This window comes from Brevibacterium atlanticum (genome assembly GCF_011617245.1).
Classification (GTDB): domain Bacteria; phylum Actinomycetota; class Actinomycetes; order Actinomycetales; family Brevibacteriaceae; genus Brevibacterium; species Brevibacterium atlanticum.
The window spans coordinates 1,045,677-1,071,687 of sequence record NZ_CP050152.1 but is presented as its reverse complement, the minus strand read 5'-3'; the positions used below and the strand labels follow the sequence as shown (position 1 = coordinate 1,071,687).

Annotated in this window: 21 protein-coding genes, 1 tRNA gene and 1 pseudogene; 6 read left to right on the top strand and 17 right to left on the bottom strand. The window is 67.0% G+C overall.

Annotated elements, in window-relative coordinates:
- The first annotated feature begins 122 nt into the window (after positions 1-122).
- On the top strand, positions 123-902 hold the full coding sequence (locus GUY23_RS04545) for an IclR family transcriptional regulator (RefSeq protein WP_166970129.1): 780 nt from the start codon (positions 123-125) through the stop codon (positions 900-902).
- Between the two features lie 6 nt (positions 903-908).
- Here the strand turns inward: GUY23_RS04545 and aceE are convergent, their stop codons facing one another.
- From aceE to uraD, 4 genes are all read right to left on the bottom strand, one after another.
- Positions 909-3,665, bottom strand: coding sequence for a pyruvate dehydrogenase (acetyl-transferring), homodimeric type (gene aceE / locus GUY23_RS04540; RefSeq protein ID WP_166970127.1), 2,757 nt, complete (start codon positions 3,663-3,665; stop codon positions 909-911).
- A 97-nt stretch (positions 3,666-3,762) separates the two neighbouring features.
- Positions 3,763-4,647: a factor-independent urate hydroxylase gene (pucL, locus tag GUY23_RS04535; RefSeq protein WP_166970125.1), complete on the bottom strand. Its 885-nt coding sequence runs from the start codon at positions 4,645-4,647 to the stop codon at positions 3,763-3,765.
- A 161-nt stretch (positions 4,648-4,808) separates the two neighbouring features.
- Positions 4,809-5,132: a hydroxyisourate hydrolase gene (gene uraH / locus GUY23_RS04530; protein ID WP_166970123.1), complete on the bottom strand. Its 324-nt coding sequence runs from the start codon at positions 5,130-5,132 to the stop codon at positions 4,809-4,811.
- Positions 5,129-5,623 (bottom strand): 2-oxo-4-hydroxy-4-carboxy-5-ureidoimidazoline decarboxylase, encoded by a 495-nt coding sequence (gene uraD / locus GUY23_RS04525; protein ID WP_166970121.1) that lies wholly within the window; start codon positions 5,621-5,623, stop codon positions 5,129-5,131. Before uraD ends, uraH begins: the two co-directional genes overlap by 4 nt.
- Positions 5,624-5,809: 186 nt before the next feature.
- Between uraD and GUY23_RS04520 the strand changes: the two genes are divergently transcribed.
- Complete coding sequence (locus GUY23_RS04520) at positions 5,810-7,003, top strand: glycerate kinase (RefSeq protein WP_166970119.1); 1,194 nt, start codon at positions 5,810-5,812, stop codon at positions 7,001-7,003.
- An 11-nt stretch (positions 7,004-7,014) separates the two neighbouring features.
- The gene (gene bcp, locus GUY23_RS04515; protein ID WP_166970117.1) at positions 7,015-7,491 is read left to right on the top strand and encodes a thioredoxin-dependent thiol peroxidase; all 477 of its coding nucleotides are present in this window, start codon (positions 7,015-7,017) and stop codon (positions 7,489-7,491) included.
- Between the two features lie 70 nt (positions 7,492-7,561).
- Here bcp and GUY23_RS04510 read toward each other — a convergent pair whose 3' ends face one another.
- The 13 genes and pseudogenes from GUY23_RS04510 to GUY23_RS04450 all read right to left on the bottom strand — a co-directional run bounded on the left by GUY23_RS04510 (position 7,562) and on the right by GUY23_RS04450 (position 23,072).
- The gene (locus GUY23_RS04510; protein ID WP_166970115.1) at positions 7,562-8,551 is read right to left on the bottom strand and encodes a DUF559 domain-containing protein; all 990 of its coding nucleotides are present in this window, start codon (positions 8,549-8,551) and stop codon (positions 7,562-7,564) included.
- 143 nt (positions 8,552-8,694) lie between these two features.
- Complete coding sequence (allB, locus tag GUY23_RS04505) at positions 8,695-10,050, bottom strand: allantoinase AllB (protein WP_166970113.1); 1,356 nt, start codon at positions 10,048-10,050, stop codon at positions 8,695-8,697.
- 115 nt (positions 10,051-10,165) lie between these two features.
- Complete coding sequence (gene gcl / locus GUY23_RS04500; RefSeq protein WP_166970111.1) at positions 10,166-11,959, bottom strand: glyoxylate carboligase; 1,794 nt, start codon at positions 11,957-11,959, stop codon at positions 10,166-10,168.
- 84 nt (positions 11,960-12,043) lie between these two features.
- A pseudogene (locus GUY23_RS04495) lies at positions 12,044-12,934 on the bottom strand (2-hydroxy-3-oxopropionate reductase); the annotation flags it as partial.
- A 25-nt stretch (positions 12,935-12,959) separates the two neighbouring features.
- On the bottom strand, positions 12,960-13,790 hold the full coding sequence (locus GUY23_RS04490) for a hydroxypyruvate isomerase family protein (protein ID WP_166970107.1): 831 nt from the start codon (positions 13,788-13,790) through the stop codon (positions 12,960-12,962).
- 165 nt (positions 13,791-13,955) lie between these two features.
- A complete protein-coding gene (gene guaD, locus GUY23_RS04485; RefSeq protein WP_166970105.1) occupies positions 13,956-15,242 on the bottom strand; it encodes a guanine deaminase in 1,287 nt (428 codons plus the stop codon).
- Positions 15,243-15,277: 35 nt separating this feature from the next.
- Positions 15,278-16,063 (bottom strand): xanthine dehydrogenase accessory protein XdhC, encoded by a 786-nt coding sequence (gene xdhC / locus GUY23_RS04480; protein WP_166970103.1) that lies wholly within the window; start codon positions 16,061-16,063, stop codon positions 15,278-15,280.
- Positions 16,060-18,438 (bottom strand): xanthine dehydrogenase molybdopterin binding subunit, encoded by a 2,379-nt coding sequence (gene xdhB, locus GUY23_RS04475; RefSeq protein WP_166970101.1) that lies wholly within the window; start codon positions 18,436-18,438, stop codon positions 16,060-16,062. The genes xdhC and xdhB overlap by 4 nt, the downstream gene beginning before the upstream one ends.
- Entirely contained in the window at positions 18,438-19,955 is a 1,518-nt protein-coding gene (locus tag GUY23_RS04470; RefSeq protein WP_166970099.1) for a xanthine dehydrogenase small subunit, read from the bottom strand. Before GUY23_RS04470 ends, xdhB begins: the two co-directional genes overlap by 1 nt.
- Before the next feature lie 194 nt (positions 19,956-20,149).
- Positions 20,150-21,610, bottom strand: coding sequence for an NCS2 family permease (locus tag GUY23_RS04465; RefSeq protein WP_208085474.1), 1,461 nt, complete (start codon positions 21,608-21,610; stop codon positions 20,150-20,152).
- Positions 21,611-21,887: 277 nt separating this feature from the next.
- A tRNA-Ser gene (locus GUY23_RS04460) sits at positions 21,888-21,978 on the bottom strand.
- A 63-nt stretch (positions 21,979-22,041) separates the two neighbouring features.
- Positions 22,042-22,473 carry a nucleoside deaminase gene (locus GUY23_RS04455; RefSeq protein ID WP_166970095.1) on the bottom strand — a complete coding sequence of 144 codons (432 nt, stop codon included), beginning with the start codon at positions 22,471-22,473 and terminating at the stop codon, positions 22,042-22,044.
- 47 nt (positions 22,474-22,520) lie between these two features.
- Positions 22,521-23,072: a tRNA adenosine deaminase-associated protein gene (locus GUY23_RS04450; protein WP_166970093.1), complete on the bottom strand. Its 552-nt coding sequence runs from the start codon at positions 23,070-23,072 to the stop codon at positions 22,521-22,523.
- 72 nt (positions 23,073-23,144) lie between these two features.
- Between GUY23_RS04450 and upp the strand changes: the two genes are divergently transcribed.
- The 3 genes from upp to GUY23_RS04435 all read left to right on the top strand — a co-directional run bounded on the left by upp (position 23,145) and on the right by GUY23_RS04435 (position 25,996).
- On the top strand, positions 23,145-23,783 hold the full coding sequence (gene upp / locus GUY23_RS04445; protein ID WP_166970091.1) for a uracil phosphoribosyltransferase: 639 nt from the start codon (positions 23,145-23,147) through the stop codon (positions 23,781-23,783).
- 317 nt (positions 23,784-24,100) lie between these two features.
- A complete protein-coding gene (locus GUY23_RS04440) occupies positions 24,101-24,922 on the top strand; it encodes a winged helix-turn-helix domain-containing protein (protein WP_166970089.1) in 822 nt (273 codons plus the stop codon).
- A gap of 132 nt (positions 24,923-25,054) precedes the next feature.
- A complete protein-coding gene (locus tag GUY23_RS04435; protein WP_166970087.1) occupies positions 25,055-25,996 on the top strand; it encodes an endonuclease/exonuclease/phosphatase family protein in 942 nt (313 codons plus the stop codon).
- Positions 25,997-26,011 lie beyond the last annotated feature (15 nt).

The following is a 26,011-nucleotide window of genomic DNA, read 5'->3' as shown; positions in this document are numbered from 1 at the left end:
GATATTATCTTCTGCCTGATGGAAATTATAGAGCGTGCCGCCGGATTCGGAAAGTTTCTTCCATTTCGGTCTAGACTGAGCGGAGTTTCACTGCCGAAGCTCCCACTGAAGAAGGATGATCGATGAGCAGCAAGGACACACCTGCGAACCGCCAGTCGAAGGGCGGCGTCCAGTCCGTCGAACGCGCCTTCGGCCTGCTCGAATGCATCGCGAACTCCTCGGGGTCGGCGACGCTGAGCCATATCGCCACCGACGTCAGCCTGCCCCTGCCCACCATCCACCGCCTGCTGAATACGCTGGTCAACCTCGGCGTGGTCAGGCAGCTGCCCGATCGCGGCTATGCCCTGGGTCCGGGCCTCGTGCGGCTGGGCAACCTCGCCGGCTCACAGCTCGGCCAGTTCGCCCGCCCCTACCTGCGTGATCTCGTCGCCGAACTCGGAGAGTCGGCGAACGTGGCGACGCTGGACGGCGACATGGTCGTCTATGTCGACCAGGTCGCCTCCCAGCGTCAGATGCGAATGTTCACCGAGGTGGGACGGCGTGCACACATGCATGACACGGGCGTCGGCAAGGCGATGCTCGCCGGACTCGACGCCGACCAGGTGCGCCACATCGTCACGACCGCGGGCATGCCCACGCCCACGGAGTTCAGCATCGGCTCGGTCTCCGAGCTCGAAGCCGAGCTCGACCGCATCCGTGAGCGCGGCTACGCGATCGACGAACAGGAGCAGGAGCTCGGGGTGCGCTGCTTCGCCATCGCGATCCCCGATGCCCCCGCTCCCCTTGCGATCTCGGTCTCCGGGCCGGTCAGCCGCGTCGACCAGGCCTTCGCCGACCGGGCGATCCCGCTGCTGCGCTCGGCCGCCGCGCAGATCTCGGTCGATATGCGCGGCGGTGTGTGAGCAGCCTCAGGAATCGCCGCCGGCCATTCCCGAGGTCCCCGCGTTGACGTCGCTGAGTTCGTAACGGCGGGCCGCCTCGGCGGGGATGCCGGGGTCGACCTCACCGCGCATGGCCAGCAGCTGCAGGGTACGCACGACCATCGAGTGGGCGTCGATCTTGAAGTGCCGGCGGGCTGCGGCCCGGGTATCGGAGAACCCGAACCCGTCGGCGCCGAGGGTCGCGAAGGTCTGGTCGAGGAACGGCCTCACGAGGTCGGGCTGTGTGGAGTCGAAATCGCTCGTGGCCACGATCGGTCCCGGCTCCTCACCGAGGCGCTGCCGGATGTAGGGCACGCGCGGTTCGGCCTCGACGTCGCTCAGCAGCGCCGCCTCGCACTCGAGGGCATCCCGACGCAGCTGCGCCCATGAGGTCACCGACCACACGGCCGCGTCCACGCCCCAGTCCGCGGCGAGCAGCTCGCGGGCCTCGAGCGCCCACGGCACGGCGACGCCGGAGGCGAGCAGCTGCGCCTGAGGACGCGAGCCCTGCCCCGCCTCGGCGGATGTCCCCGCCTCGGCGACGCGATGGATGCCCTTGAGGATTCCCTCGACGTCGACGTTCTCGGGTTCGGCCGGTTGGACCATCGGTTCGTTGTACACGGTCAGGTAGTACATGACGTTGCGCTCGTCCTCGCCGAGGTCGTGCTCGCCGTACATGCGGTGCAGTCCGTCGCGGACGATGTGGGCGATCTCGTAGCCGTAGGCCGGATCGTAGACGCGCACGGCCGGGTTCGTGGCCGCAAGCACCGGAGAGTGACCGTCAGCGTGCTGCAGGCCCTCGCCGGTCAGCGTCGTCCGCCCAGCGGTCGCGCCGATGATGAACCCTCGGGTCATCTGGTCACCGGCGGCCCAGAAGGCATCTCCCGTGCGCTGGAAGCCGAACATCGAGTAGAAGACGTAGATCGGGATCATCGGCTCGCCGTGCGTGGAGTACGCGGTGCCGGCGGCAGTGAATCCGGCCGCGGCTCCGGCCTCGTTGATGCCTACGTGGAGCAGCTGACCGGAGACGGCCTCCTTGTAGGAGAGGAAGAGCTCGCGGTCGACGGCGAGGTAGTTCTGCCCGTTCGGGTTGTAGATCTTCGCGGTCGGGAAGAACGCGTCGATGCCGAAGGTGCGGGCCTCATCGGGGATGATGGGCACGATCCGCTCCCCCAGCCCCTTCTCCCGCATGAGGTCCTTGAGCAGGCGGACGAAGGCCATGGTGGTGGCGGCCAGCTGCTTGCCCGAACCTTTCTTCGACTGCGAGAACGCCTTGTCGCTGGGTGCCGGCAGCGTCTTCTGGTTGTTCTCCGGCTTGCGAGCGGGCAGGAATCCGCCGAGCTGGCGGCGACGGTCGAGCATGTACTGGATCGCGTCGTCGTCGGCACCCGGATGGTAGTACGGCACCGCGTAGGGGTCGTCGTCGATGACCTTGTCCGAGATCGGGATGTCCATCCGATCGCGGAAGGCCTTGACGTCGTCGGCGGTGAACTTCTTCATCTGATGGGTGGCGTTGCGGGATTCGAAGCTCGTGCCCAGCCCATAGCCCTTGACCGTCTGGACGAGGATCACGGTGGGCCTGCCCTTGGTGTTCACGGCCTTCTGATAGGCGGCGAAGACCTTGTGGTAATCGTGGCCGCCGCGTTTGAGGTTCCAGATGTCGTCATCGGACAGATGCTCGACGAGGCCCTTGGTCTCAGGCGAGCGGCCGAAGAAGTTGTCGCGGATGAACCCGCCGGATTCGGCCTTGAAGGTCTGGTAGTCCCCGTCGAGGGTCTCGTTCATGATCCGCACGAGTTCGCCGGTGTGGTCGGATTCGAGCAGGGAGTCCCATTCGCGGCCCCACAGCACCTTGATGACGTCCCAGCCGGCGCCGGTGAAGGTCGCCTCGAGTTCCTGGACGATCTTGCCGTTGCCGCGGACCGGTCCGTCGAGGCGCTGGAGGTTGCAGTTGATGACGAAAGTGAGGTTGTCGAGTCCCTCGTTCGCGGCCAGCTGCAGGGCGCCGCGCGATTCGGGTTCGTCCATCTCACCGTCGCCGAGGAAGGCCCACACCCGCTGATCGCTCGTGTCCTTGACGCCGCGGTTGTGCAGATAGCGGTTCATCTGCGCCTGATAGATCGCGTTGATCGGGCCGAGCCCCATCGACACGGTCGGGAACTGCCAGAACTCGGGCATCAGCCGCGGGTGCGGATAGGAGCTCAGCCCGTGCGGGGCGCGCGATACTTCCTGCCGGAACCCGTCGAGGTCGGCCTCGGACAGGCGGCCTTCGAGGAACGCGCGGGCGTACATTCCCGGTGAGGCGTGGCCCTGGAAGAACACCTGGTCGCCGCCTCCGGGGTGGTCCTGGCCGCGGAAGAAGTTGTTGAAGCCGATCTCGTAGAGAGTGGCGGCTCCGGCGTAGGTGGAGATGTGTCCGCCCACGGAGATCTCGGGGCGCTGCGCGCGGTGGACGAGCATCGCGGCGTTCCAGCGCAGCCATCTGCGGTAGCGGCGTTCGATGTTCTCCTCGCCCGGATAGATCGGTTCCTGATCGGCGGGGATCGTGTTGACGTAGTCAGTGGTGGTGACCTTGGGCTGGGCGATGGAGTTCGTGGCCGCGCGGCGGCGCAGCGCCTCCATGATCTCGCCGGCGCGCTGGGTGCCGCGCGCTCCTACGAGTCCCTCCCACGACTCGAGCCATTCATCGACTTCTTCGTCGGCGGTGGTGCTCCTCGGGTTCGCCGAGGTGGTGTCCTGTGTCATTGCGGGGTTTCCTTCTCACGGGGGTCCGGACTCCCGGCATCGTATCGCGACCGGGAGTCCGGAGTCGGAAATGTCCGAACTCAGCAGGGTCGCCGGCTCAGCAGAAGCCGGCGATCTGTGCCCAGGCGTCCTTGTTCTCGTCGACGCCGTCGCGGGTGAAGGTGGCCTCGATGAGGCCGTACGGGCGGTCGGCGACGATGAAGACCTCGTTCGGGTTCTCGAGTCCGAAGCGCTCGATGTCATAGAGGAAGTGGTGCTTGTTCGGGCAGGAGAAGCGGATCTCGTCGATCTGCGGCACAGCCTCGATGACCTTCTCCCCCATCTGGTAGAGCGTGTGCTGCAGGGCGTGGGAGAAGTGATCGGTGAATGAGTCGAGGATGATCTCCTTGACCTGGGTGTAGACCGCCTCGAAGTCGATGTCGGTGGTGTTGTAGATCCACCGCGTGGCGATGTCGGTGGCGAGAATGCGGTCCTCGGTCTCCGGCAGCGTCGTGTACTTGTCCTTCGGGTAGCCGACGAAACCCGATTCGGTGGTCTTGAGCACGGTGAGACCGTTGAAGCCGGAGATCAGTGTGTCCTTGTCACCGTCCCGAGTGAACACGACGGTGCGGACTTCGGGAGCGGACTTGAAGAACGAGTGGTTGTGGTCGTTGATCCGATCCCAGCCGCACTCCTCGGCCTCCCAGCGCCCTCCGGTGACCCAGTCGAAGTGTGATACGAAGTGGTCGGCCAGGCCGATGAGGAACTGCTCGGGAGAGCTCACGCCCAGTTCCTTCGCCTTCGCGAAGACCGTGTTCTTCTGGGTGTCGGTGGCGACGACGTGGGAGTTGTCGCCCTCGGTGTGCGCGGTCTCGAAGTCTCCCCACAGCTGCGAGGTGACGTTGAGGTCGCGGATCTCGTGACGTTCGGTATCGCGGTAGACCCGCATGAGTCGGTTCTCCGCCTTGCCGTACTGGTTCGATGTCAGTCGGACTGTACTCATTGTGGTGTTCCTCCAATTCGTCGGCGTGCGCACCTGCGCGCGCCGTGACCATTCGATTGGCGAGGCCTGCCGGTGATGAGCTCCGGTCGGCTTCGGCGGTTTGTTGAGGATGCCGATCCTGCAGGGGGCCTGCTTCCCCTGATGGTGATTGAGGGTGCGGCTCAGCTGCCGCGGTAGGTGCTGTAGGCGAAGGGGCTGAGCAGCAGCGGGATGTGATAGTGCGCCTGTCCTGCCTGGACGGTGAAGTCGATCGTGACCACGGGGTGGAAGTGGTCCATGTTCCGGGCTGCGAAGTAGTCGCCGGCGCCGAAGACGATCCGGTAGTCCCCGGGCTCGAGGTGGTCGGGGCCGAAGTCCGAGACCCGCCCGTTGTCGTCGGTGCGGGCGGAGACGATGACCTCGGCGCCGTCATAGAGGGTGACTTCGAGACCTGCGGCCGGTGTGCCGAGAGTCGAGTCGAGGGCGTGGGCGGTGATGAAGCTCATGCGAGGATTCCTTCGAGTCGGAGGGCGGCGATCTGGATGAGCTGGTCTCCGACCTCGGCTTCCTCGTCGGCGGCGGAGTTGTCCATGCGGCGGTCGAGTTCGGAGAGGATCTCTTCGGGGCTGCGACCGGCGGCGCGGATGAGGAAGACGCGGTCGAAGCGCTTTTCGTAGGCGGCGTTGCCGGCGGCCAGCCGCGACTGCACATCGGCCTCAAGGGTGCCGAGACCGGCCTGTTCGCGACTCGAGTGGGCGGCCTCGGCGGACTCGCCCTTCGCCTTCTCACCGATCCGGGGATGGTGGGACAGCGCGGTCGCGATCTCGTCGCTGCTCAGCGGAGCGGCGTCCTCGCGCGCCGAGGTGAGGGCGGAGTCGAGGTCGGAGAACGGCCGTGCCGCGACGACGGCATCGATCCAGCGGTCGACATCGAGGCAGGGGCGCAGCACTGTGCGCGCCGCCTCGGCCGGCAGTCGATTGAACTCGGCCAGGTCCACGGTGACCTCCTAGGCTGACTGACGAGACTTTCGCGTTTCGGAATACCATTTCCGAACGATTGGTTCGAGTCTGCTGGCCGCCTGCACCAATGTCAAATTGCTCACACATTGTTATGGAAACTTTCTTCCGGATTGTGGATAATGGATCGCAGACCACCCGAACAGACGATGAGGTTGAATGGGGACATGACTCACGACACAGTGCCACAGGGCAGCCCGACGATCGTCTGCGCCCCCGACTCCTTCAAGGGCTCGGCCTCCGCACCTGCCGCCGCGGCCGCCATGGCCCGCGGTGCGCGTGCCGCCTTCCCCGACGCGGACGTCACCGAGCTGCCCTTCGCCGACGGCGGAGAGGGAACGCTCGAGACCCTGCTCGCCGTCTGGGGGACCCAGCCGCGCACCGTCGAAGCGGTCGATGCGCTCGGTCGGGCCACCTCGGCGGCCTTCGGAATCTCTCCCGACGGCACCACCGCCGTCATCGAGGCAGCTCAGGCCAACGGACTGCCGCAGGTCTCCGACGTGCCTCTGCAGCCCGAGCGCGCCGACACCTACGGGGTCGGACTGATCGCCCGCGCCGTGCTCGAGACCGGGGTCGAGGAGATCCTGCTGTGCATCGGCGGCTCGGCGAGCACCGACGGCGGCGTCGGCATCGCCGCGGCTCTCGGCGCGCGGTTCACCGATGCCGCGGGCGAACCGATCGCCCCCGGCGGCGGTGGGCTGGTCTCGGTCGCCGCGGTGGACGCCTCGGAGCTCGATCCGCGGGCGCGACGGGTGCGCTGGCGCATCGCCGTCGACGTCGACAATCCGCTCACCGGCCCCCGCGGTGCGGCGGCGGTCTTCGGTCCGCAGAAGGGTGCGGACGGGGACTCCGTGACCGTGCTCGACACGGGACTCGGCCACCTCGCCGAGGTGCTCACCTCCTCTGCGGAGGAAGCCGAGGCGCTGGCCGCGACCCCCGGATTCGGTGCCGCCGGCGGGATCCCGCTGGCGCTGACGACGCTCCTGGGCGCCGAGGTGGTGCCCGGTTCGCAGATGGTCGCCGAGGCCGTCGGGCTGGCCACGGCACTCGCCGAGGCCGATATCGTGCTCACCGGCGAGGGCTCGTTCGACTCCCAGTCCCTGGGCGGGAAGGTGGTCGCGGCCGTACGCCACCACGCCCCCGCCTCGGCGCGGGTGATCGTCATCGCCGGACGGGTCGGGCTCAGCCCGGCCGAGTGCCGGGAGGCGGGGATCACCGCGGCGCTGTCAATCGCGCCGGGACCCGCGGATCTGGACACACTGTCCGAGCGCGCCGCAGCGCTCATCGAGGACTCGGCCGCGCATGCATGCGCACTCGTGGCCGCCGGAAGCACCATCTCTGGAAGCACCATTCAACGATGAAAGGACCCACCATGACCGCAACGACGACTCAGCTGCGAGCCGGAGACATCGCACCGGACTTCACGCTCACCGACGCCGAGGAGCGGACCGTTTCGAAATCCGACTTCGCCGGCAGGAAGGTCATCCTCTACTTCTACCCCAAGGCATCGACGCCCGGCTGCACCACCGAGGCCTGCGACTTCCGCGACAATCTCTCCGCGCTGGCCGCCGCGGGCTTCGAGGTCCTCGGCGTCTCGCCCGATGACCCGGAGTCGCTGCGGGCGTTCGCCGCCGATGAGGGCCTGACGTTCTCGCTCCTGTCCGACTACGGCGGCGTCGTCGCCCGGGCCTATGGCAGCTACGGTCAGAAGACGGACGGGGAGCACACCTTCCAGGGCACCCTGCGCTCGACGTTCGTCATCGCCGAGGACGGCCGGCTCACCCATGCGGAGTACAACGTCGACGCCCAGGGCCACGTTGCCCGCCTGAGAACCCACCTCCTCCCCTAATTGCTACCTGACGGCGGCCCAGCAACCTCGCGCGAGGTTGCTGGGCCGCCGTCAGGTTGTTTGGACGTGCTCATCCGGTGCGCAGACGGGTTGCGAGCACACCGAGAATGCGCTCGAAGGGCGCGGTGCGGAAGAGTTCGCCGAAGGTCAGGCGGATGACCTTGTATCCTCGGGCTTCGAGGGCGGCCTCGCGGGCTTTCTCGGCCGCAATGCTCTTGCGGGGAGTGCGCCCGTTCATCGTGTACTTCTCGAGCCCGTCGATCTCGACGATCAGCCGGGCATCGCGGTGGCAGAAATCGACGCGGGCGAAAACTTCGCCGTGGTCGCCGAAGAATTCGACCTGCGGCTCGAACCCGGTGATCCCGTGCTCGAAGAACCGGACCGCTGCGATCGATTCCGATGGCGATTCTCGCCTCCCGTCGGTCAGGCGCAGCGCACGGAGCACAGTCGCGTCCCCGCGGGATTCTGGGCATTCCTCGAGGACTGCTTTCAGCCGGAGCCGACTCGTCCGACCGCGGCCGATCGCCTCGTCGAGCATCGGCACGGACACGTCCGGGCTGTAGTCCCGGGCGACGTCGATGAGTGTGCGCTCCATCGTCGTCACGGCATAGATGCCGACCATCTTCCGATGAGCCGAGGGGATCTCACGGTTGCGGACGTAGAGGTGCCGGTACTTCCGGCTGACGTTCGGACGGAACACCTCCACTCGCGTCTGCGCCGAATACGCGATCGGCAGGCCGTGGACGAGGGCGGCAGAGAGATGGGAGAAGACCTCGCGCCCCTTCGTCACTCGCCAACGCCCCGAGGCGGTGTGGATGCGTTCGGCGCGCGTGCGGATGAGGACGCGCAGGGGTTCGATCTCGTCGCGCATGTCCCCTCGATGGGCGAACTCCTCGAAGTCCTGCTCACTCAGCGCCGCCCAGATGGTTTCATGCCGGGCATCGTCGCAGGATCCGGTCGCGACATACCGACCGCGGGCGATGCGCGAGAGGCAGCATTTCTCGCCGCGCCTGACTTCGTCCTTGGTAAACCCCAGCCGATAAAGCTTCTCCGTCGTCATACACAGATACATGACACCAAATTGCACTATTCGCCATATAACAGCAATAGCAAATAGCGATCTGTGGATAACTTCTTCCCCATACAACCTGACGGCGGCCCAGCAACCTCGCGCGAGGTTGCTGGGCCGCCGTCAGGTAGCAATTAGTGGGCGGTGAGAAGGCGGCCGGTCGGGGTCTCGAAGTCGACCGTCGCGCCGCGCAGCACGGTCCGGGTCACCCGGCCGCGGACGGTGCGGGCGTCGTACGCGCTGATCTGGTTACGGTGATAGAGGTCCGTAGCGCGCACGGCCCACTCCTCATCGGGGGCGAAGACGGCGAAGTCCGCGTCGTTGCCCACCGCGATCGCGCCCTTGTTCTCCACGCGCGCCACCGCCGCCGGTGCTGCGGACATCCAGCGGACCACCTCGGCGAGCTCGATGCCGCGCTTGGCCGCTTCGGTCCATACGAGGGACAGACCCAGCTGCAGGGACGAGATGCCGCCCCACGCGGCGCCGAAGTCCCCGGTGTCGAGCAGTTTGAGTTCGGCCGTCGACGGCGAGTGATCGGAGACGATGCAGTCGATGGTGCCGTCGATGAGGCCCTGCCACAGCGCCTCGCGGTTGGATTCCTCACGGATCGGCGGGCAGCACTTGTGCGTCGTCGCCCCGTCCGGGATCTCCTCGGCGGTGAAGACGAGGTAGTGCGGGCAGGTCTCGACGGTGAGCCGGATCCCTTCGGCTTTGGCCGCCGCGATCTGCTCGAGCGAATCGGCGGAGGACAGGTGGAGGATGTGGGCGCGGGCCCCGGTGGCGCGGGCGGCGTCGATGACCCGGGCGATGGCGACGTTCTCTGCCTCGCGGGGGCGCGTGGCGAGGAAGTCGGCGAACTTCGGACCCGAGTTCTTCGGCGCCCCGGTCATCACCTCGTGATCCTCGGCATGGACGATGAGCATCGAGTCGAAGGACGCGATCTCGGCCATGTCGACCTGCATCTCGGCCGGCTCCAGAGGCGGGAACTCATCGACCCCGGAGTCCTCGAGGAAGCACTTGAACCCGTAGACGCCAGCCTCGTGCAGAGGACGCAGGTCGGCGGTGTTGCCGGGGATCGCCCCGCCCCAGAAACCGACGTCGACGAACGCCTTCGGTGCGGCGACCTCGCGTTTGGTCTCGAGTGCGGCGACGTCGACCGTCGGCGGCAGGGAGTTCAGCGGCATGTCGACGATCGTCGTCACTCCCCCGGCCGCGGCCGCGCGGGTGGCGCTGGCGAAGCCCTCCCACTCGGCTCGACCCGGATCGTTGACGTGGACGTGGGAGTCGACGAGCCCCGGCAGGAGCACCTCATCGGCGCCGACCTCGACGACCTCCACCCCCGCCGAGGCGGCCGGGTCCAGGCCGTTGTCACCGCGGGCGATCCCGGCGATCCTCCCATCCCTGACACCGACGCTCGCGGGCTCGATTCCGTCGGGCAGCAGGGCCGCCTCGGCGTGGATGATCAGATCGAATTTGGCGTCATTGCTCAATGTTCCTCCTCAGTCGCCCGGCCCGGCAGGCCAGCGGCACATTTTCGGTATACCGTTCTAGCCTACTCGGCCCGGACGATTCGGCACAGCCTCAGATGGCACAGTCTCACCCGGCCTATTTCGCCGCCGCCAGCTCACCCATCGGCGTCAGCGCCGTCGGGGCGTCCGCCGGGGTCTGGGCGAGGGTCTCGAACTCGTTGATGGCATCGAGTGCGGTGCCCATCGAGATGTTCGTGACGCGTTCGAGGATGACCTCGACGACCACGGGCACCTGGTGCTCGTCCATGAGCTCCTTGGCCACGCGCAGACCCTCGCCGATGAGTTCGGGGTCCTCGACGCGCAGGGCCTTGCAGCCGAGACCCTGGGCCACGGCCACGTGGTCGACTCCGTATCCCGATGACCCGGATCCGGCCGAGTTGATGTTCTCGAACGCCAGCGACACCTCGTAGTCCATCTCGAATCCGCGCTGCGACTGGCGGATGAGCCCGAGGTAGGAGTTGTTGACGACGACATGGACATAGGGGATCTTGTGCTGCGCGCCGACGGCGAGCTCTTCGATCATGAACTGGAAGTCGTAGTCGCCGGAGAGCGCGACGACGGTCTCCCCCGGCTTGCCCTTGGCCACGCCGAGTGCCGCGGGTCCGGTCCAGCCCAGCGGTCCGGCCTGGCCGGCGTTGATCCAGTGCCGGGGCCGGTAGACGTGGAGCATCTGGGCTCCGGCGATCTGGCTCAGTCCGATCGTCGAGACATAGGTGACGTCCTGGCCGAAGGCCCGGTTCATCTCCTGGTAGACCCGCTGCGGTTTGATCGGCATCTCGGTGAAGTTCGTCTTCCGGTGCTCGGTCGACTTCCGTGCCGTGCACTCATCGGCCCAGCCGGTGAAGTCCGGCAGGCCGCCCGACCGCGATCTCGCGGCGGCGAGCAGGGCATCGAGGGCGGCGCCCGCATCCGAGGCGACTCCGAAGTCCGGGGCGAAGACGCGTCCGATCTGTGTGGGTTCGATGTCGATATGGATGAACTTCCGACCCTTGCGGTACACGCCCAGGTCACCGGTGTGGCGGTTGGCCCAGCGGTTGCCGATGCCGATGACGAGGTCGGATTCCAAGAAGCTGGCATTCCCGTAGCGCACGTGCGTCTGAATTCCGACCATGCCCGCGGCCAGCGGATGGTCGTCGGGGATCGCGCCCCACCCCATGAGCGTCGGTGAGACCGGGATCGAGGTGAGTTCGGCGAATTCGACGAGGCGGTCGGCGGCATCGGCGTTGATGATTCCGCCGCCGGCGATGATGATCGGGTGGGCCGCCTCGGCGATGAGGTCGAGGATCTTCTCCGCCTGCGCCGAGGTGGCTGCCGGCTTCGCGGGTGCCAACGGTTCGTAGGCGTCGATGTCGAAGTCGATCTCGGCCTGCTGCACGTCGATGGGCAGGTCGATGAGCACGGGTCCGGGGCGGGCCGAGCGCATGAGTTGGAAGGCGGTCTGGAAGACCCCGGGGACCTGTCCGGCCTCGAGGACCGTCTTGGCCATCTTCGTCACGGGTGCCGCGATGGAGGCGATGTCCACGGCCTGGAAGTCCTCTTTGTCGAGCACAGCGACGGGGGCCTGTCCGGTGATGCACAGGATCGGCTGGGAGTCGGCGAACGCGGCGTAGAGGCCGGTGATCATGTCGGTGCCGGCCGGGCCCGAGGTGCCCAGGCAGACGCCGATGTTTCCCGGGGCCGATCGGGTGTAGCCGTCGGCCATGTGCGAGGCTCCCTCGACGTGCCGGGCCAGGGTGTGCCGGATTCCGCCGTGGGCCTTCATCGCCGAGTACAGCGGGTTGATCGCCGCCCCGGGCAGTCCGAAGGTCTCGGTCGCCCCTTCCTTTTCGAGGATGAGCACTATGGCGTCGACTGCGCGCATGCGTGTCATTTCTTCAGTCCTTTGTTCGTGAGCCGGCGACGACGTTGTCGCCGGCTCGGTTCATGGTGGGAATTCCCGCGCCGAGGCGGTCGATCAGTTCTCGTTCTTCCCCGAGAGCTGTTCGACGACGGTGAAGAGACCCGAGTGGTCGAGTCCCCCGTTGCCCTGCTGCACGGTTGCGGCGACGAGTTGGGCGACGGTCGATCCGAGCGGAGTCGCGACTCCTGCTTCGCGGGCGGCGGCGGTGACGATGCCCATGTCCTTGTGGTGCAGTGCCAGGCGGAATCCGGGGCTGAACTCACGGTCGAGCATCTTCTGCCCCTTCTGATCGAGCACCTTGGATCCCGCCAACCCGCCGCCGAGGACCTGCAGTGCCGCACCCGTTTCGACTCCATAGGCTTCGAGGAAGACGACGGCCTCGGCCAGCAGGCCGATGTTGCCGGCGACGATGAGCTGGTTGGCGGCCTTGACGGTCTGCCCGGCGCCCGAGGGGCCGACGAGGACGATGGTCTTGCCGACGGCGTCGAAGACGTCGGAGACGGCATCGAAGTCGGCTTTGTCCCCGCCCACCATGATGGACAGCACGCCGTCGATGGCGCCGGGCTCTCCGCCGGAGACGGGGGCGTCGAGGGGTTTGAGGCCGGCTTCCTTGGCCCGCTCGGCCAGCTCCTTGGCCACGTCGGGGCGGATGGTGGAGAAGTCGATCCAGGTGGCGCCCGCCGAGGCATGGGCGAGGATGCCGTCGTCACCGGTGAGCACGACCTCGACGTCGGGCGAATCCGGGACCATGGTGACGATGACATCGGCCCCGGTCACCGCCTCGGCGATGGTAGCTGCGGCACTTCCCCCCGCCTCGGCGAGGGTTTCGGCCTTGGCCGGGGTGCGGTTGAATCCGCGGACGTCGAAGCCCGCGTCGACGAGGTTCTTGGCCATGGGCAGGCCCATGATTCCGAGTCCGATGAACGCGATTGTCTTGGTCATGGGGTTTCCTCCGTGAAGGTGAGGGTGGTCAGGCGGTCTGGGCGGCGTGGGTCAGCCAGTCGAAAGCGGTGGCGCGGTCCTGTTTGTACTCGAGCGCCACGGATCCGGTGTAGCCGAGCGCGTAGGCCCGGTCGATCCAGTCGCGCAGCGGCAGCGATCCGGTGCCCGGTGCTCCGCGGCCCTCGGCGTCGGCGATCTGGATGTGGCCGAAGTTCGCGGCGTCGGCCTCGATGACGGCGGCGACGTCGTCGCCGTTGACGGACAGGTGGAAGAAGTCGGCGAGGACGGCGATGTTCGCAGAACCTTCCGAGCGGACTGTCGCGACCACCTCGGCGGCGTCGGCGAAGCGCTTGAGCGGGTAGCCTTCGGCACCGGAGACGGGTTCGACGAGGACGGTTCCGTCGATCTCGGCGACGGCGCGGGCGGCGAGATCGAGGTTCGCTGCGGCCGTCGAATCCTGGCCCGCGGGGTCCTGACCCTCGGTGCGCAGGCCGTAGAGGGCGTTGAAGGCGCGGCAGCCGGTGCGGCGGCCGATCTCGACGACGATCGCGACGTTCGCGGCGAAGTCGTCCTCAGCGCCGATGACGGAGACCATGCCGCGGTCGCCGGCGGCCATGTTCCCGGCCCAGAAGTTCAGTCCTGTGAGTTCGACTCCGGCGTTCTCGAGCGAGGCGATGAACTCATCGACCTCCGCCGAGGTGGGGGTCGGGTTGCCGTCGAAGGGCCACCAGAACTCGACCTGGTCGAAGCCCGCATCCTTGGCGGCCTGGGCGCGCTCGAGCACGGGAAGTTCGGTGAGCAGCGTCGAGCAGTTGAGGACGTAGCTGTCGGGAGCGGTGAAATCGAATGCGCGGACCATGGGCTCTCCTTTGAGTATCTCGCAGTTTCCGTATTATGGAAGTTTATTTCCGTTTCACGAAATAAGCATAGACAGCCCTCGACCCCGGAGTCAAGACCCCTAATTGCTACATGACGGCGGCCCAGCAACCTCGCGCGAGGTTGCTGGGCCGCCGTCATGTAGCAATTAGGGGTTGACTGGGGTGCCGTCGATCCAGACCTTCGTGATGTCGGCGGGGGTGCCCATGGCGAAGATCTTCGCCAGTGCGGCTTCGTCGTCCTCGGCGTGTCTGATGCCCACGTCCAGCGGCTGCCCCTCGGCAGGGGAGATGTACGCGGCGTCGAAGCGCTTGCCCACGGACAGGTCCCCGACCTCGGCGGCCAGCCCGAGCGCATCGGCGCCCGCCGCGGTCGCGAGGTGGAGCAGATGAGCCGCAGACAGGGGCAGGCCCCCGGACGGATCCAACTGCTGCATGAAGTACGCCTGCACGCCCTCCTTGAGCAGCGAGAACCCGTTGCCCGCGCCGACGTCCGAGCCCAGTGCCACCCGGACACCGGCAGCGAGGTGGCGGCGCAGCGGGAAGAATCCGCTGGCCAGCGCCGAATTCGAGGTCGGGCAGTGCGCCGAGGCGGCCCCGACCTCAGCCATCCGCGCCAATTCCCGATCGCTCGGGTGGACATTGTGCGCGAGGATCGTCTGCCGCCCGAGCAGTCCCGCCCGGTCATACGTGTCGAGGTAGTCGATCGCCTCGGGGAACATCTCCGCGACCCCGGCGATCTCGTCGTGGTTCTCGTTCAGGTGCGAGGTCACCCACACGTCCGGATTGGCTTCCAAGAGCGCTCCCCCGGCGGCCATGAGCTCCTGCGAGGCCGAGAACGAGAACCGCGGAGTGATCGCGTACCGCAGCCGGCCCTTCCCGTGCCACCGGTCGATGAGCTCCTGGCCTTCGTCGACAGAACGGTCGACGTCGGTGAGCAGCGGTTCGGGAAGGTTCCGGTCGCTCGTGACGAGACCCGCGGTGATCCGCAGCCCCACCTCGGCGGCGCGGGCGAAGAGGATGTCCACCGCGCTGGCGAAGTGCGAACCGAAGACCATCGCCGAGGTGGTCCCCGCCGAGGCCAGGCCGGTGAGGAATTCCCCGGCCACCGCACCGGCATAGGACTCGTCGTGAAGCTTCGCCTCTTCGGGCAGGGCGCAGTCGTCGAGCCATTCGAGCAGCGGTTTGCCGAGGTAGCCGATGGCCCTGACCTGCGGAAAGTGGACGTGGGTGTCGACGAGGCCGGGAATGAGCACCCCGGCACGCAGGTCGACCACCTCGGCATCGGGGTGCGATGAGCGGGCGGAGGCGAAGTCGGTGCGGGCGGTGATGAGTCCGTCCTCGACGACGAGGGCGGTGTCGGAGTCGGCGCGCAGCCGCCCTCCGGTGAAGGGGTTGTCCGGCGTATCGAAGACGCGGGCACGGTAGATGACCACAGTGGTTCTCCTTGAGTCAGTGGTGCGAAATAGGTTCAGGCGAAGCGTGAGAGCAGGTCCGCGGCGACGCTGACGGCGATCGTCGCCGGGGCCTTGCTCGGCAGGTCCGGCAGCCCGATGGGGCAGCGGATGGTGTCGACGACCTCGGGGGCGAAGCCTTCGGCGGTGAGGTTCCTGCGGAAGCGCTGCCATTTGGCGCTCGAGCCGATGAGTCCGATGGAGCCGAGGTCGCCGCGGGTCAGCGCCGCGGAGCACAGGTGCAGGTCCTCGGCATGATCATGGGTCATGATGAGCACGTGCGTGCCGGTCGGCAGTTCGGTGAGCACTTCCTCCCCGACGACGGCGAACTCGCGGCTGATCTGCGCCACGGGGGCGCCGATCCCGTCGATGGCCTCGAGCTGTTCGGGCCGCGAGTCGGAGACGACGAGGTCGATGTCGTGCCGGGACAGGATCCGGGTGAGTTCGAGTCCGATGTTGCCTGCGCCGAAGATCGCCACCGAGGCGGGCACGGGCAGGGGTTCGAGCAGCACGGCGACCTCTCCGCCGCAGCACTGCCTGCCGTACTTCGCCGGCGCCTTGTCGTTGAGTCGCAGGGTGAGCATCTCCGGGGCGCGCACGCCTTCGGCCAGCAGCTCCCGGGCACGGGTGACGGCCGTCATCTCGAGATTGCCCCCGCCGATGGTCCCGAACAGGTCATCGACGGTGGCGATCATCTTCGCTCCCGCCTCACGCGGGGCATGCCCGCGCACCGAGGTGAGAGTGACGAGGACGGCCGGCACCCGAGCCCTGCGGAGCTCGGATGCGGTGTCCATCCAGGTCATGACGGAACTCGTTGTCCTTCCGTCGCCGAGGTGGCCGCCCCCGGTTCTGCCCGGCGGACGTCCTCGATCGCCCAGAAGACCGCCTCGGGGGTGGCCGGTGAGGCGAGTTCGACCGAGGTTCCGGCCGGCCCGAAGGCGCTCACGGCCTCGCGCAGAGCTTCCCGGACGGAGAAGGCGAGCATGAGCGGGGGTTCGCCCACGGCCTTCGACCCGTATACGGCCCCTTCCTCGTGTGCCTTCTCCAGCAGGGAGACATTGAAGACATCCGGGGTCTCGGAGAAGCTCGGGATCTTGTACGTGCTCGCGGCCTGGGTCGCCAGTCGGCCCCGGCTGGGTCGATCGGATTCGTCCCAGCGCAGATCTTCCAGGGTCAGCCAGCCGGCGCCTTGGACGAAGCCGCCTTCGATCTGGCCGAGGTCGATGAGCGGGGACAGGGAGTCTCCGACATCGTGGACGATGTCGACGCGGCGCAGCCGGTAGGAGCCGTCGAAGCGGTTGACCTCGACCTCGGCGGCCGCGGCTCCGTAGGCGAAGTACTTGAAGGGTTCGCCCCGCATCTGCGCAAGGTTCCAGTGCAGGCCTTCGGTCCGGTAGAACCCGGAGGCCGAGAGCTGGATGCGCTGGAAGTACGCGGTGTTGATGAGCTCTTCCCAGGTCACGGTCTTCGGCGAGGACAGGGCGGAGACGATGCCGCGGCTGATGTTCACTTCGTGCGCCGGTGCCCCGAGCAGGCCCGCGGCGACCTCCCGCAGCCGGTCGAGGATCTGATCGCAGGCGTTCTTCACCGCTCCGCCGTTGAGGTCGGAGCCGGAGCTCGCCGCCGTCGCCGAGGTGTTCGGGACCTTGTCCGTGCGTGTGGGCGCCAGGCGCACCGTCGACAGGGGCACTCCGAGGGTCGTGGCCGCGACCTGCAGCATCTTCTGGTGCAGGCCCTGCCCCATCTCGGTGCCGCCGTGGGTGACGAGGACGGATCCGTCCTTGTACACGAGCACGAGGGCTCCGCCCTGGTTGAAGGCGGTGAGGTTGAACGAGATCCCGAACTTCACCGGCGTGATCGCCAGGCCGCGCTTGATGTGCTCGTGGCCTGCGTTGAAGACCTCGATCTCGAGTTCGCGGGCCTCGAGGTCGGCCGACGAGATGAGCTGCTCCCAGCAGGCCTCGATCCGGTCGGGGTGGCGCACCGGCTGATAGTAGGGAGTGTCCTGGCCCTCGGTGTAGAAGTTCCGCCGTCGCAGCTCCCGGGCGGACAGCCCCAGTTCGGGGGCGACACGGCCGAGGATGTCCTCCATCACGAGCATGCCCTGAGGGCCGCCGAAGCCGCGGAAGGCCGTCTGCGAAGTCTTGTTGCACTTCGCGATGCGACCGGTCACGCGGATGTTCGGCACCCAGTACGCGTTGTCGATGTGGCACATGGCGCGAGTGAGCACCGGCTCGGACAGGTCGAGGCTCCACCCTCCGTCGGCGGTCAGGGTCGCGTCGAGGGCGAGGATCTTCCCCTCCTCGGTGAAGCCGATCTTCCAGGACGAATGGAAGCCGTGGCGTTTGCCGGTCATCGTGATGTCGAGCGTGCGGCTCAGTCGCAGCCGCACGGGGCGACCGGTCAGCTTGGCTCCGAGGGCGGCGAGTGCCGCGTATCCGTGAGGCTGCATCTCCTTGCCGCCGAAGCCGCCGCCCATGCGCAGGCACTGCACGGTCACCTCGTGGGCGGGGACCCCGAGGACATGGGAGACGATGTCCTGTGTCTCGGTCGGGTGCTGGGTCGAGGACTGGATGAAGATCTGTTCGTTCTCGTCGACGTGGGCCAGGCAGGCCTGCGTCTCGAGGTAGAAGTGCTCCTGACCCGCGAACTCGAATTCCCCTTCGAAGACGTGGGCAGCATCGGCGAACGCGGCGTCCACCTCGCCCTTATCGATGTGCAGGGGCTGCCCGTGGTAGCTGCCCGCGGCGATCGCGTCGCGCACGCTCACGAGCGAGGGCAGTTCGTCGACGTCGGCGACGACGGCGGCGGCCCCTTCCTTAGCGGCTTCGAGGTCCTCGGCGAGCACCCAGGCCAGCGGCTGCCCGAAGAACATGATCTCGTCGGTCGGCAGCATCGGTTCGTCGTGTTTGACCCCCTGGTCGTTGACTCCGGGGATGTCGGAGGCGGTGATGACGCGCACGACTCCGGGCACCTCGTAGGCAGGGGCCACATCGAGGGAGTTCAGCCGCGCGTGCGCCGTCGTCGACTGCACGGGGTAGGCGTGGAGGACTCCGGTGAGACGGCCGACGAGGTCGTCGGTGTAGAGCGCGGACCCGGTGACATGGCCGAATGCGCTTTCGTGGTGGTGGCGTTCACCGACGATCGGGTCGGCGGGACGCTGGGAGAGTGTGCTCATCACTTGACCTCCTGTCCGGTCACGGCCGGCTGGCCGAGCTGTTCGGCGAAGAAGCGTTCGAGTGAGGAGCGCAGCATTGCGGTGCGGTACTGCGCACTCGCCCGGTGGTCATCCATCGGAGTGCCTTCGCCTGCGAGCGTCTCGGCCGCGGCGTGCACGGTCTCCACGGTCCACGGTCTGCCTTCGAGCAGAGCCTCGGTGGCGGTGGCCCGCAGTGGGGTCGCGGCGACACCGCCGAGGCCGATCCGAGCCTTCGCGATCATCCCGTCGGCCACGTCGACGGCGTAGCCGATGGCCACCGACGAGATGTCGTCGAAGCGTCGCTTCGCGATCTTCTGGAACGAGGTCAGTGGCGACAGCGGCAGCGGAATCCGGACAGCGGTGATGAGCTCATCGTCTGACCGCACGGTCTGCCGGTAGCCGGTGAAGTAGTCAACGAGTGCGACGACGCGGTCTCCGCGCACCGAGCTGAGCACGAGTTCGGCTTCGAGCGCGAGCAGCGCCGGCGGGGTGTCGCCGATGGGTGAGCCGGTGCCGAGGTTGCCGCCGATCGTGGCTCCATTGCGGATGAGCCGGGAGGCGAACTGCGGGAACAGCTTGCCCAGCAGCGGAATGTCGCCGGCGAGTTCGCGTTCGAGCTCGGTCAGCGTGTGCGCGGCGCCGAGTTCGATATGTGAGTCCGTGCGGCGGATCCCGCGCAGCTCGGGCAGCCGGTCGACGGCGAGGATGTCCTTGGCACGGGCGCCTTTGATGTTGACCTCGACGCCCCAATCGGTGGCCCCAGCCACGACAGTGACCTCAGGTTCGGCGGCGAGGATCTCGACCGCCTCGGCGAGTGCGGCGGGCCGGCGATAGCGACCGACCTTGCCGGTCGCGGTGTCGGGGCGGCGGTAGTCGGTGGCGACAGGGGCAGGGGCCGGACGGTCGCGGCGGGCGGCCAGGGCATCCTCGGTGCTCGGCTGGCCGAGGGCGAAGGCGGCATCGCGGATGGGGCGGTAGCCGGTGCAGCGACAGAGGTTGCCGGACAGGGAGTGGAGGTCGAAGCCGTTGGGTCCGCAGTGGTGGTCATCGTCATCGCCCGGCTCGGAAGCGGCACCCGAGGCCGCGTCGGCCGCACGTTCGGGGCGGTAGTATTCGGCGGCCATCGAGGAGATGAAGCCGGGGGTGCAGTATCCGCACTGGGATCCGCCGCGCACGGCCATCTCTTCCTGGACGGGGTGGGCGGTTCCGCCGTCGGCGAGTCCTTCGGCGGTGACGATCTCTCCTCCGTCGAGGGCTGCGGCCGGCAGCAGGCAGGAGTTGATCGAAGTCCAGCGGGTTCCGCCGGAGTCATCGGGGCGGGCGACGAGGATCGCGCAGGCCCCGCATTCACCTTCGGCGCAGCCTTCCTTCGCTGCAGTCAGTCCCTGACCGCGGAGGAAGTCCAGCGCATTCGTATGGGGTGGACCGTCGAATCGGGTGACGGTTCCGTTGATGGTCACTTCGGCAGTGGCGAGATCCGTTGCTGCGGTCGACATTGCACTTCACACCTCTCACGCCTCATATCTGAGACGCACAGTGCATGGTTGGAACAGTGGCATTGTTCTTCGAGACTTCTGGTTATCCATGCGAACAGCAGCGAAGAACGTCAGGCGATGAGGTCGTCGCCTCGGGGGTCAAACCCCGTGCGCGATCTGGCCCTTCTGCCAGGCTGTGTCTCCAATCACAACTGTCATCCTCCCAAGATAGCCGAAATCGGTCCGCGAACGAAGTACAGGAGGAATCCGGCGGAGACGACCCACAGCAGCCAGTGCACGTCGCGGGCGCGCTTGCTCATCGCGTGGATGAGAGCCCAGGAGATGAATCCGACGCCGATGCCGTTGGCGATCGAGTAGGTCAGCGGCATCGTGACCATGGTGAGGAAGACGGGCAGCGAGACCCGGAAGTCGGTCATCTCGATCTCGCGGATCTGCGTGACCATCATGGCTCCGACGACGACGAGCGCGGCGGCACCGGCTTCCATCGGGATGACGGCGATGAGCGGGGAGAAGAAGATCGAGAGCAGGAACAGCACCCCGGTGACGCAGGCGGCGAGACCGGTCCTCGCGCCTTCGGCGATGCCGGCGGCGGAATCGACGAAGACCGTATTCGACGACGCCGAGGCGGCACCGCCGAAGACTGCGCCGAGACCTTCGACGACGAAGGATCCGCGGATGCGCGGGAACATGCCGTCGGAGGTCTGGACTCCGGCCTGGCGCGCCAGCCCGGTCATCGCTCCCATGGCGTCGAAGAAGTTCGTGAACACCAGGGTGAACACGAGCATCGTGGCGGCGAGGACTCCGATCTGCTGGAAGGCGGCGATCGGGTCGAACGCTCCGATGAGCGAGAAGTCAGGAGCGGCGACGATCTGCTTCGGGATCTCCGGTGCAGAGAGGTTCCACCCCTTCGGGTCCGGGTTGGCCGGATCGCCGATGGTACCCAACTTGGCGATCGACTGGATGATGATGGCCGCGACGGTGGCCACGAGGATGCCGATGAGGATGCCGCCGGGAATCCGTCTGGCCACGAGGATGCCGATGAGCACCAGCGCGAAGACGAACACGAGGGTCGGCAGCGAGCCGATCGACCCATCCTGGCCCAGCTGCACGGGCGGACCCGAGGGTGTGCGGGTGACGAATCCGGCGTTGACGAAGCCGATGAAGGCGATGAAGAGTCCGATGCCCACGGTGATCGCGATCTTCAGCTCATGCGGGACGGCGTTGAAGATCGCCGTTCGGATGCCCGTGGCACCGAGGAGGACGATGATGATGCCGTTGATGAGCACGAGGCCCATCGCCGCGGCCCAGGTGACCTCCTGGACGACGGACACGGCGAGGAAGCTGTTCATTCCCAGGCCAGCCGCGAGGCCGAAGGGCAGCCGAGCAACGACGCCGAAGAGGATCGTGATGACACCGGCGACGAGCCCGGTGACCGCAGTCAGCTGGGCGAAGTCGAGGGTGCCGCCGGCGATGTCCTTGCCGCCGCCGAGGATGAGCGGATTGAGCACGACGATATAGGCCATCGCGACGAAGGCGACGATGCCGCCGCGGATCTCCTGCTTGACTGTCGAGCCGCGATGGGTGATTTCGAAGAATCTGTCGAGAAGCCCCTGTCTCGGGGATGCAGTCTGCACCGTTTGATCATTGTCAGCCATTTCCATGGACCACCTCAGGTTGTTCGATTTGGTCAGCCGCCGACATCATCGTCGCCGGCTCTGCGCCTTGAACCTGCGCAATGAAACAGGCAAGCTTCCGATCCGCAACCGAAGTTCCACATCCCGGAAAACTTCTTCTATTTCACCGAGACAGTCTCGCCGCTCGACCCTGGTGTGTCAATCATCACACTCTCCGCACCCAGCGGCACATGACCCACCGAACCGTCGACAGACAGAGAGAACCCCTGGCCGGACGGAGCCGACCAGGGGTTTCCCTTGGCGGTGGCGGTGGGATTTGAACCCACGGTACGGGGTTACCGTACACAACATTTCGAGTGTTGCACCTTCGGCCGCTCGGACACGCCACCGCCGACAACTGTACAGTCAGGCCCGCTCGGCGACCAAATCAGATCCCAGTGAGCTGAGCCACGTCACCGCCGCTCGGCGAAGAACGCGCGCAACAGGGCCGTCCCCTCCTCGGCACGCACCCCCGAGACCACCTCGGGGTGATGAAGCGCGGCACGATCGCGCAGCAGATCCCACATCGACCCCACCGCCCCGGCCTTGTCATCGTAGGCACCGAAGACGACCCGGGCGAGGCGTGAGCCCACCAGCGCCCCGGCGCACATCACACACGGTTCGAGGGTGACCACAAGAGTGCAGTCGTCCAACCGCCACCGACCGAGGACGGCAGCGGCGGCCGACAGGGCCATCAGCTCGGCATGGCCGAGCGGATCGGCATCAACCTCCCGACGATTGTGACCGCGGCCGACCACAGCGCCGTCAGGGCCGATGACGACTGCCCCGACGGGAACGTCGTCATGAGCAGAGGCCAGGGCAGCCTCGGCGAGGGCGAGCTCCATCCACTCCTCATACGCGGCAGGATCCCCAGCCGGACGGGCGCTCGCGCTCAGCGGGCGGCCTCGAGCTGGTCGGCGAATCCGACGGTCTCGCCGATGTGGGCGACGACGCGGGCCGGGTCGGAGCGGTGCGCCTCGACCTGCTCGATGAGCGTGGCCGCGGGCACTCCCCGATCGGAATAGATGTCGGCGTCCCCGCCCCATTCGGCGTCCGGATCGAATTCGAGCATCTCGACCTCGTCGTCATCCTCATCCTCGACATCGTCGACCTCGGCCTCCTCAGCGCCGAAGTCCTCCTCGGGCTCGGCCTCGTAGGCATCGGGCCGGGAATCGAGGAAGTCGGCGAAGATCTCCGCGAACGGGCTCGCCTCGACCGCGGCGAGGTCGGAGAGGAAGACCTTGATCTCGTTGTTCTCGCACAGGCGCACAAGGCCGAACCATTCGTCCTCATGCTCGATGACGGTGATCGCCTCCCCGTCCTCGCCTGCGGCCGAACGCATCATGTCGACCAGATCGTCGAGGTCGGATGCGTCACGGACGTCGACGTCGAGGGCGCGGAAGCCATCGCCGGAATCGGTCAGGATCTCAGTGAAGTACGACATGCCTCCATTGTGGACGCTCGGACCCGCATTGACCACTGCCGAACATGTGAACTTCTCCCGTACCATTTGGGTATGGATCTTCACGTCGCCGATCACCCGCTCATCGACCACAAACTCACCGCTCTGCGCGATCGGACCACGGATTCCGCAAGGTTCCGGCAGCTCACCGAGGAGCTCGTCATGCTGCTGGCCTACGAGGCCACACGGTCGGTCGCCGTCGAGGACAAGGAGATCGACACCCCGGTCTCGACCTTCACCGGCACCCGCATCGCCGAACCCCGACCGATCGTCGTCCCGATCCTCCGTGCAGGGCTGGGCATGCTCGACGGGATGCTGCGTATCCTTCCCACCGCCGAGGTGGGCTTCCTCGGCATGGTCCGCGACGAGACGACGTTCGAACCCAGCGCGTACGCCGACCGCCTGCCCGATGACCTCACCGGTCGGCAGATCTTCATCGTCGATCCGATGCTCGCCACCGGCGGCACCCTGGCGATGGCGATCGACTTCCTGCTCGCCCGCGGCGCGCGCGACGTCACCGCGATCTGCCTCGTCTCCGCACCCGAGGGCGTCAAGCGCATCGAGCGCGACTACAGCGAGTCCGCCGAGGTGAAGATCTGCACTGCTGCGCTTGACGAGCGACTCAACGAGAAGGGCTACATCGTCCCAGGTCTCGGCGATGCCGGTGATCGGATGTACGGAATCGTCGACTGACGGTGCGCGACTGGCGCGGTAATCGGCGCCTGCAGATGACGATTTCGGTCGGCCGCCTCGGCGAGGATGTCGTCATATTTCGTCACAGTCGTCTCATTTTCGGCTTTTTCCTTTGCACCGCATGAGTTTTGTGACAAATAATGAATCCATGACTTCAGCCACTCACCTGATGCGAATGCCCGCAGCAGCCATGTGTATGCGCTGCGTTCGCGGTCGGTGATTGCCCTCCCGCTGTCCGGCCACGAACGAGAACACGCACACTCAAGCAGCGGACTCATTCAGTCATATCGACCCGATGGTCGGAGCAAAGGACAGTCATGTCGAATCCAGAACCCGCCTACGTCCACCCACGCAGTGCAGTGGCCACCCGACGCGCAGGAGCCAGGTTGAGCGCAGTGGACCCGCAGAACGCCCCGCACACCTTCGGCCCCGCCGGAGTCGTGCCCTCACCGAAGGCCGCCCGCGGCATCATCGTCTACATCGGACTCGATGAGTCCAAGGCCGCCGCCGACGGCACGAACCTCTCCGCCATCGCCGGTGAGCTTCAGGCCTATGCGAAGGAACTCGCCAGCCAGGCCGAGACCCAGGCCGTCATCGCCCTGGCTCCCGAGGGCCGTGGCAGCGACATCGACGCCGTCCGGGCCGTGGCCACCGGCTCCCCCGCCGCGACCGGAGCACCGGCGGCAACGCACGGTCCGGTGCGCTCGCGGATCCCCAACCGCATCCACCCGCCGACGCTGCGCGACGAGGACCAGGCACCTGCCGCACCCGCACCGCGCGGTTTCGGCGGACGCGCCGGCGACGCCTACGCCAACGCCGCCACCGAGCGGCTGCGCATCGACATCCCCCGCCGCGAGGTCCGCATCGACGGCGTACTCGTCGACGTCACCACGAAGGAGTTCGATCTCCTCGCCACACTCGTCACCCACGCTGATGAGACCCTGCCGCGGGAGGACCTCATCAGCGCCGTGTGGTCAGGGGGCGAGGTCCCCGATGAGCGCACCGTCGACGTGCACATCCGCCGGCTGCGCCGCCGCCTCGGCGAATACGCCTCAGTGGTGCGCACGATGAGGGGTTCGGGCTACCGCTACGACACGCATCCCGACGTCACCGTCTGGAGCGCGACCGCTCGTCGCTGACCTGAACGCACCAGCCCTGACCCGAACGCACAACTGCGTGCAGGGCGCCTTGTCCTGCACGCGGAGGCTGTGAGCCGCATCGCACCGCCCACCCAGCGTGGAGCCAGACTTCGCGGTTAAGATTCTTTAGCGATGAACCAGGCATATTCTCCAGCGCGCAGACGGCACAGCCCCGCAAAGGGCATCACCGCATTGATCTTCGGGATCCTCTATGCGGCGTTCCTGCTTCTCCACGAACTCCTTCCGACGAGGATGGGCTTCGCGCTCGTCGTCGAGACGATCCTGCCGTGGACGGGGGTCTTCCTCGCTCTCGTGCTGCTGATGACCCTCATCCGCTTCTCGTGGCTCTCGGCCATCGGGTTCCTCGTACCCGCGCTCGTGTGGGCGGGCATGTTCGGACCGGCTCTGCTGCCGAACGAGGAGTCCGGAGAGTCCGACATCACGGTCGCCACTCACAATGTCGGTGCGCGGATGCCGCAGCCCACGGCCGCGGCGCAGAACCTCGTCGACCGCGATCCCGATATCGTCACGATCCAGGAGCTCGAGTCGCTGTCGGGCAAGATCATCCACAAGGAGCTCGACTCCTCGTTCGCCCATTCGCAGGTCCTCGACACTGTCGGGGTGTGGTCGAAGTGGCCGATGACCGAGCCCGAAGAGGTCGACCTCGGCCTGCAGTGGCCGCGCGCTTTCGCCACGACGGTCTCGACCGACCACGGCGACATCCGGTTCTACGCCGTCCACATGCCCTCGGTCCGTCCGGGACACGAGTCCATGCGCAATGCCGCTCTGCGCCGCCTGGCCACGACCGTGGAGACCGACGACGCCGACCATGTCATCGTCGCCGGTGACTTCAATACCGCGTCGACCGACAACAACATGTCCACGCTGGTTCCCCCGCTGACCGATTCGCGCGAACAGGCCCGAGGCGGCTTCGGCTTCACCTGGCCCGCGCAGTTCCCCGTCACCCGACTCGACCACATCCTCTATCGCGGCTTCGACGCCACCAGCGACGAGGTGCTCGACAAGGGATCGAGCGATCACCGTGCCGTGCTCGCGGGGTTGGACCTCAAGTAGGCAATCAGCTCGTGC

What these genes read in the sequence shown, in the direction of transcription:
- GUY23_RS04435 (WP_166970087.1), top strand. Translation starts at nt 25,055, where the DNA reads ATGAACCAGGCATATTCTCCAGCGCGCAGACGGCACAGCCCCGCAAAG.
- bcp (WP_166970117.1), top strand. Translation starts at nt 7,015, where the DNA reads ATGACCGCAACGACGACTCAGCTGCGAGCCGGAGACATCGCACCGGAC.
- GUY23_RS04510 (WP_166970115.1), bottom strand. Translation starts at nt 8,551, where the DNA reads ATGACGACGGAGAAGCTTTATCGGCTGGGGTTTACCAAGGACGAAGTC.
- upp (WP_166970091.1), top strand. Translation starts at nt 23,145, where the DNA reads ATGGATCTTCACGTCGCCGATCACCCGCTCATCGACCACAAACTCACC.
- xdhB (WP_166970101.1), bottom strand. Translation starts at nt 18,438, where the DNA reads ATGAGCACACTCTCCCAGCGTCCCGCCGACCCGATCGTCGGTGAACGC.
- GUY23_RS04490 (WP_166970107.1), bottom strand. Translation starts at nt 13,790, where the DNA reads ATGGTCCGCGCATTCGATTTCACCGCTCCCGACAGCTACGTCCTCAAC.
- gcl (WP_166970111.1), bottom strand. Translation starts at nt 11,959, where the DNA reads ATGACACGCATGCGCGCAGTCGACGCCATAGTGCTCATCCTCGAAAAG.
- GUY23_RS04520 (WP_166970119.1), top strand. Translation starts at nt 5,810, where the DNA reads ATGACTCACGACACAGTGCCACAGGGCAGCCCGACGATCGTCTGCGCC.
- GUY23_RS04440 (WP_166970089.1), top strand. Translation starts at nt 24,101, where the DNA reads ATGTCGAATCCAGAACCCGCCTACGTCCACCCACGCAGTGCAGTGGCC.
- GUY23_RS04465 (WP_208085474.1), bottom strand. Translation starts at nt 21,610, where the DNA reads ATGGCTGACAATGATCAAACGGTGCAGACTGCATCCCCGAGACAGGGG.
- xdhC (WP_166970103.1), bottom strand. Translation starts at nt 16,063, where the DNA reads ATGACCTGGATGGACACCGCATCCGAGCTCCGCAGGGCTCGGGTGCCG.
- GUY23_RS04455 (WP_166970095.1), bottom strand. Translation starts at nt 22,473, where the DNA reads ATGGAGCTCGCCCTCGCCGAGGCTGCCCTGGCCTCTGCTCATGACGAC.
- uraH (WP_166970123.1), bottom strand. Translation starts at nt 5,132, where the DNA reads ATGAGCTTCATCACCGCCCACGCCCTCGACTCGACTCTCGGCACACCG.
- GUY23_RS04470 (WP_166970099.1), bottom strand. Translation starts at nt 19,955, where the DNA reads ATGTCGACCGCAGCAACGGATCTCGCCACTGCCGAAGTGACCATCAAC.
- GUY23_RS04545 (WP_166970129.1), top strand. Translation starts at nt 123, where the DNA reads ATGAGCAGCAAGGACACACCTGCGAACCGCCAGTCGAAGGGCGGCGTC.
- aceE (WP_166970127.1), bottom strand. Translation starts at nt 3,665, where the DNA reads ATGACACAGGACACCACCTCGGCGAACCCGAGGAGCACCACCGCCGAC.
- pucL (WP_166970125.1), bottom strand. Translation starts at nt 4,647, where the DNA reads ATGAGTACAGTCCGACTGACATCGAACCAGTACGGCAAGGCGGAGAAC.
- GUY23_RS04450 (WP_166970093.1), bottom strand. Translation starts at nt 23,072, where the DNA reads ATGTCGTACTTCACTGAGATCCTGACCGATTCCGGCGATGGCTTCCGC.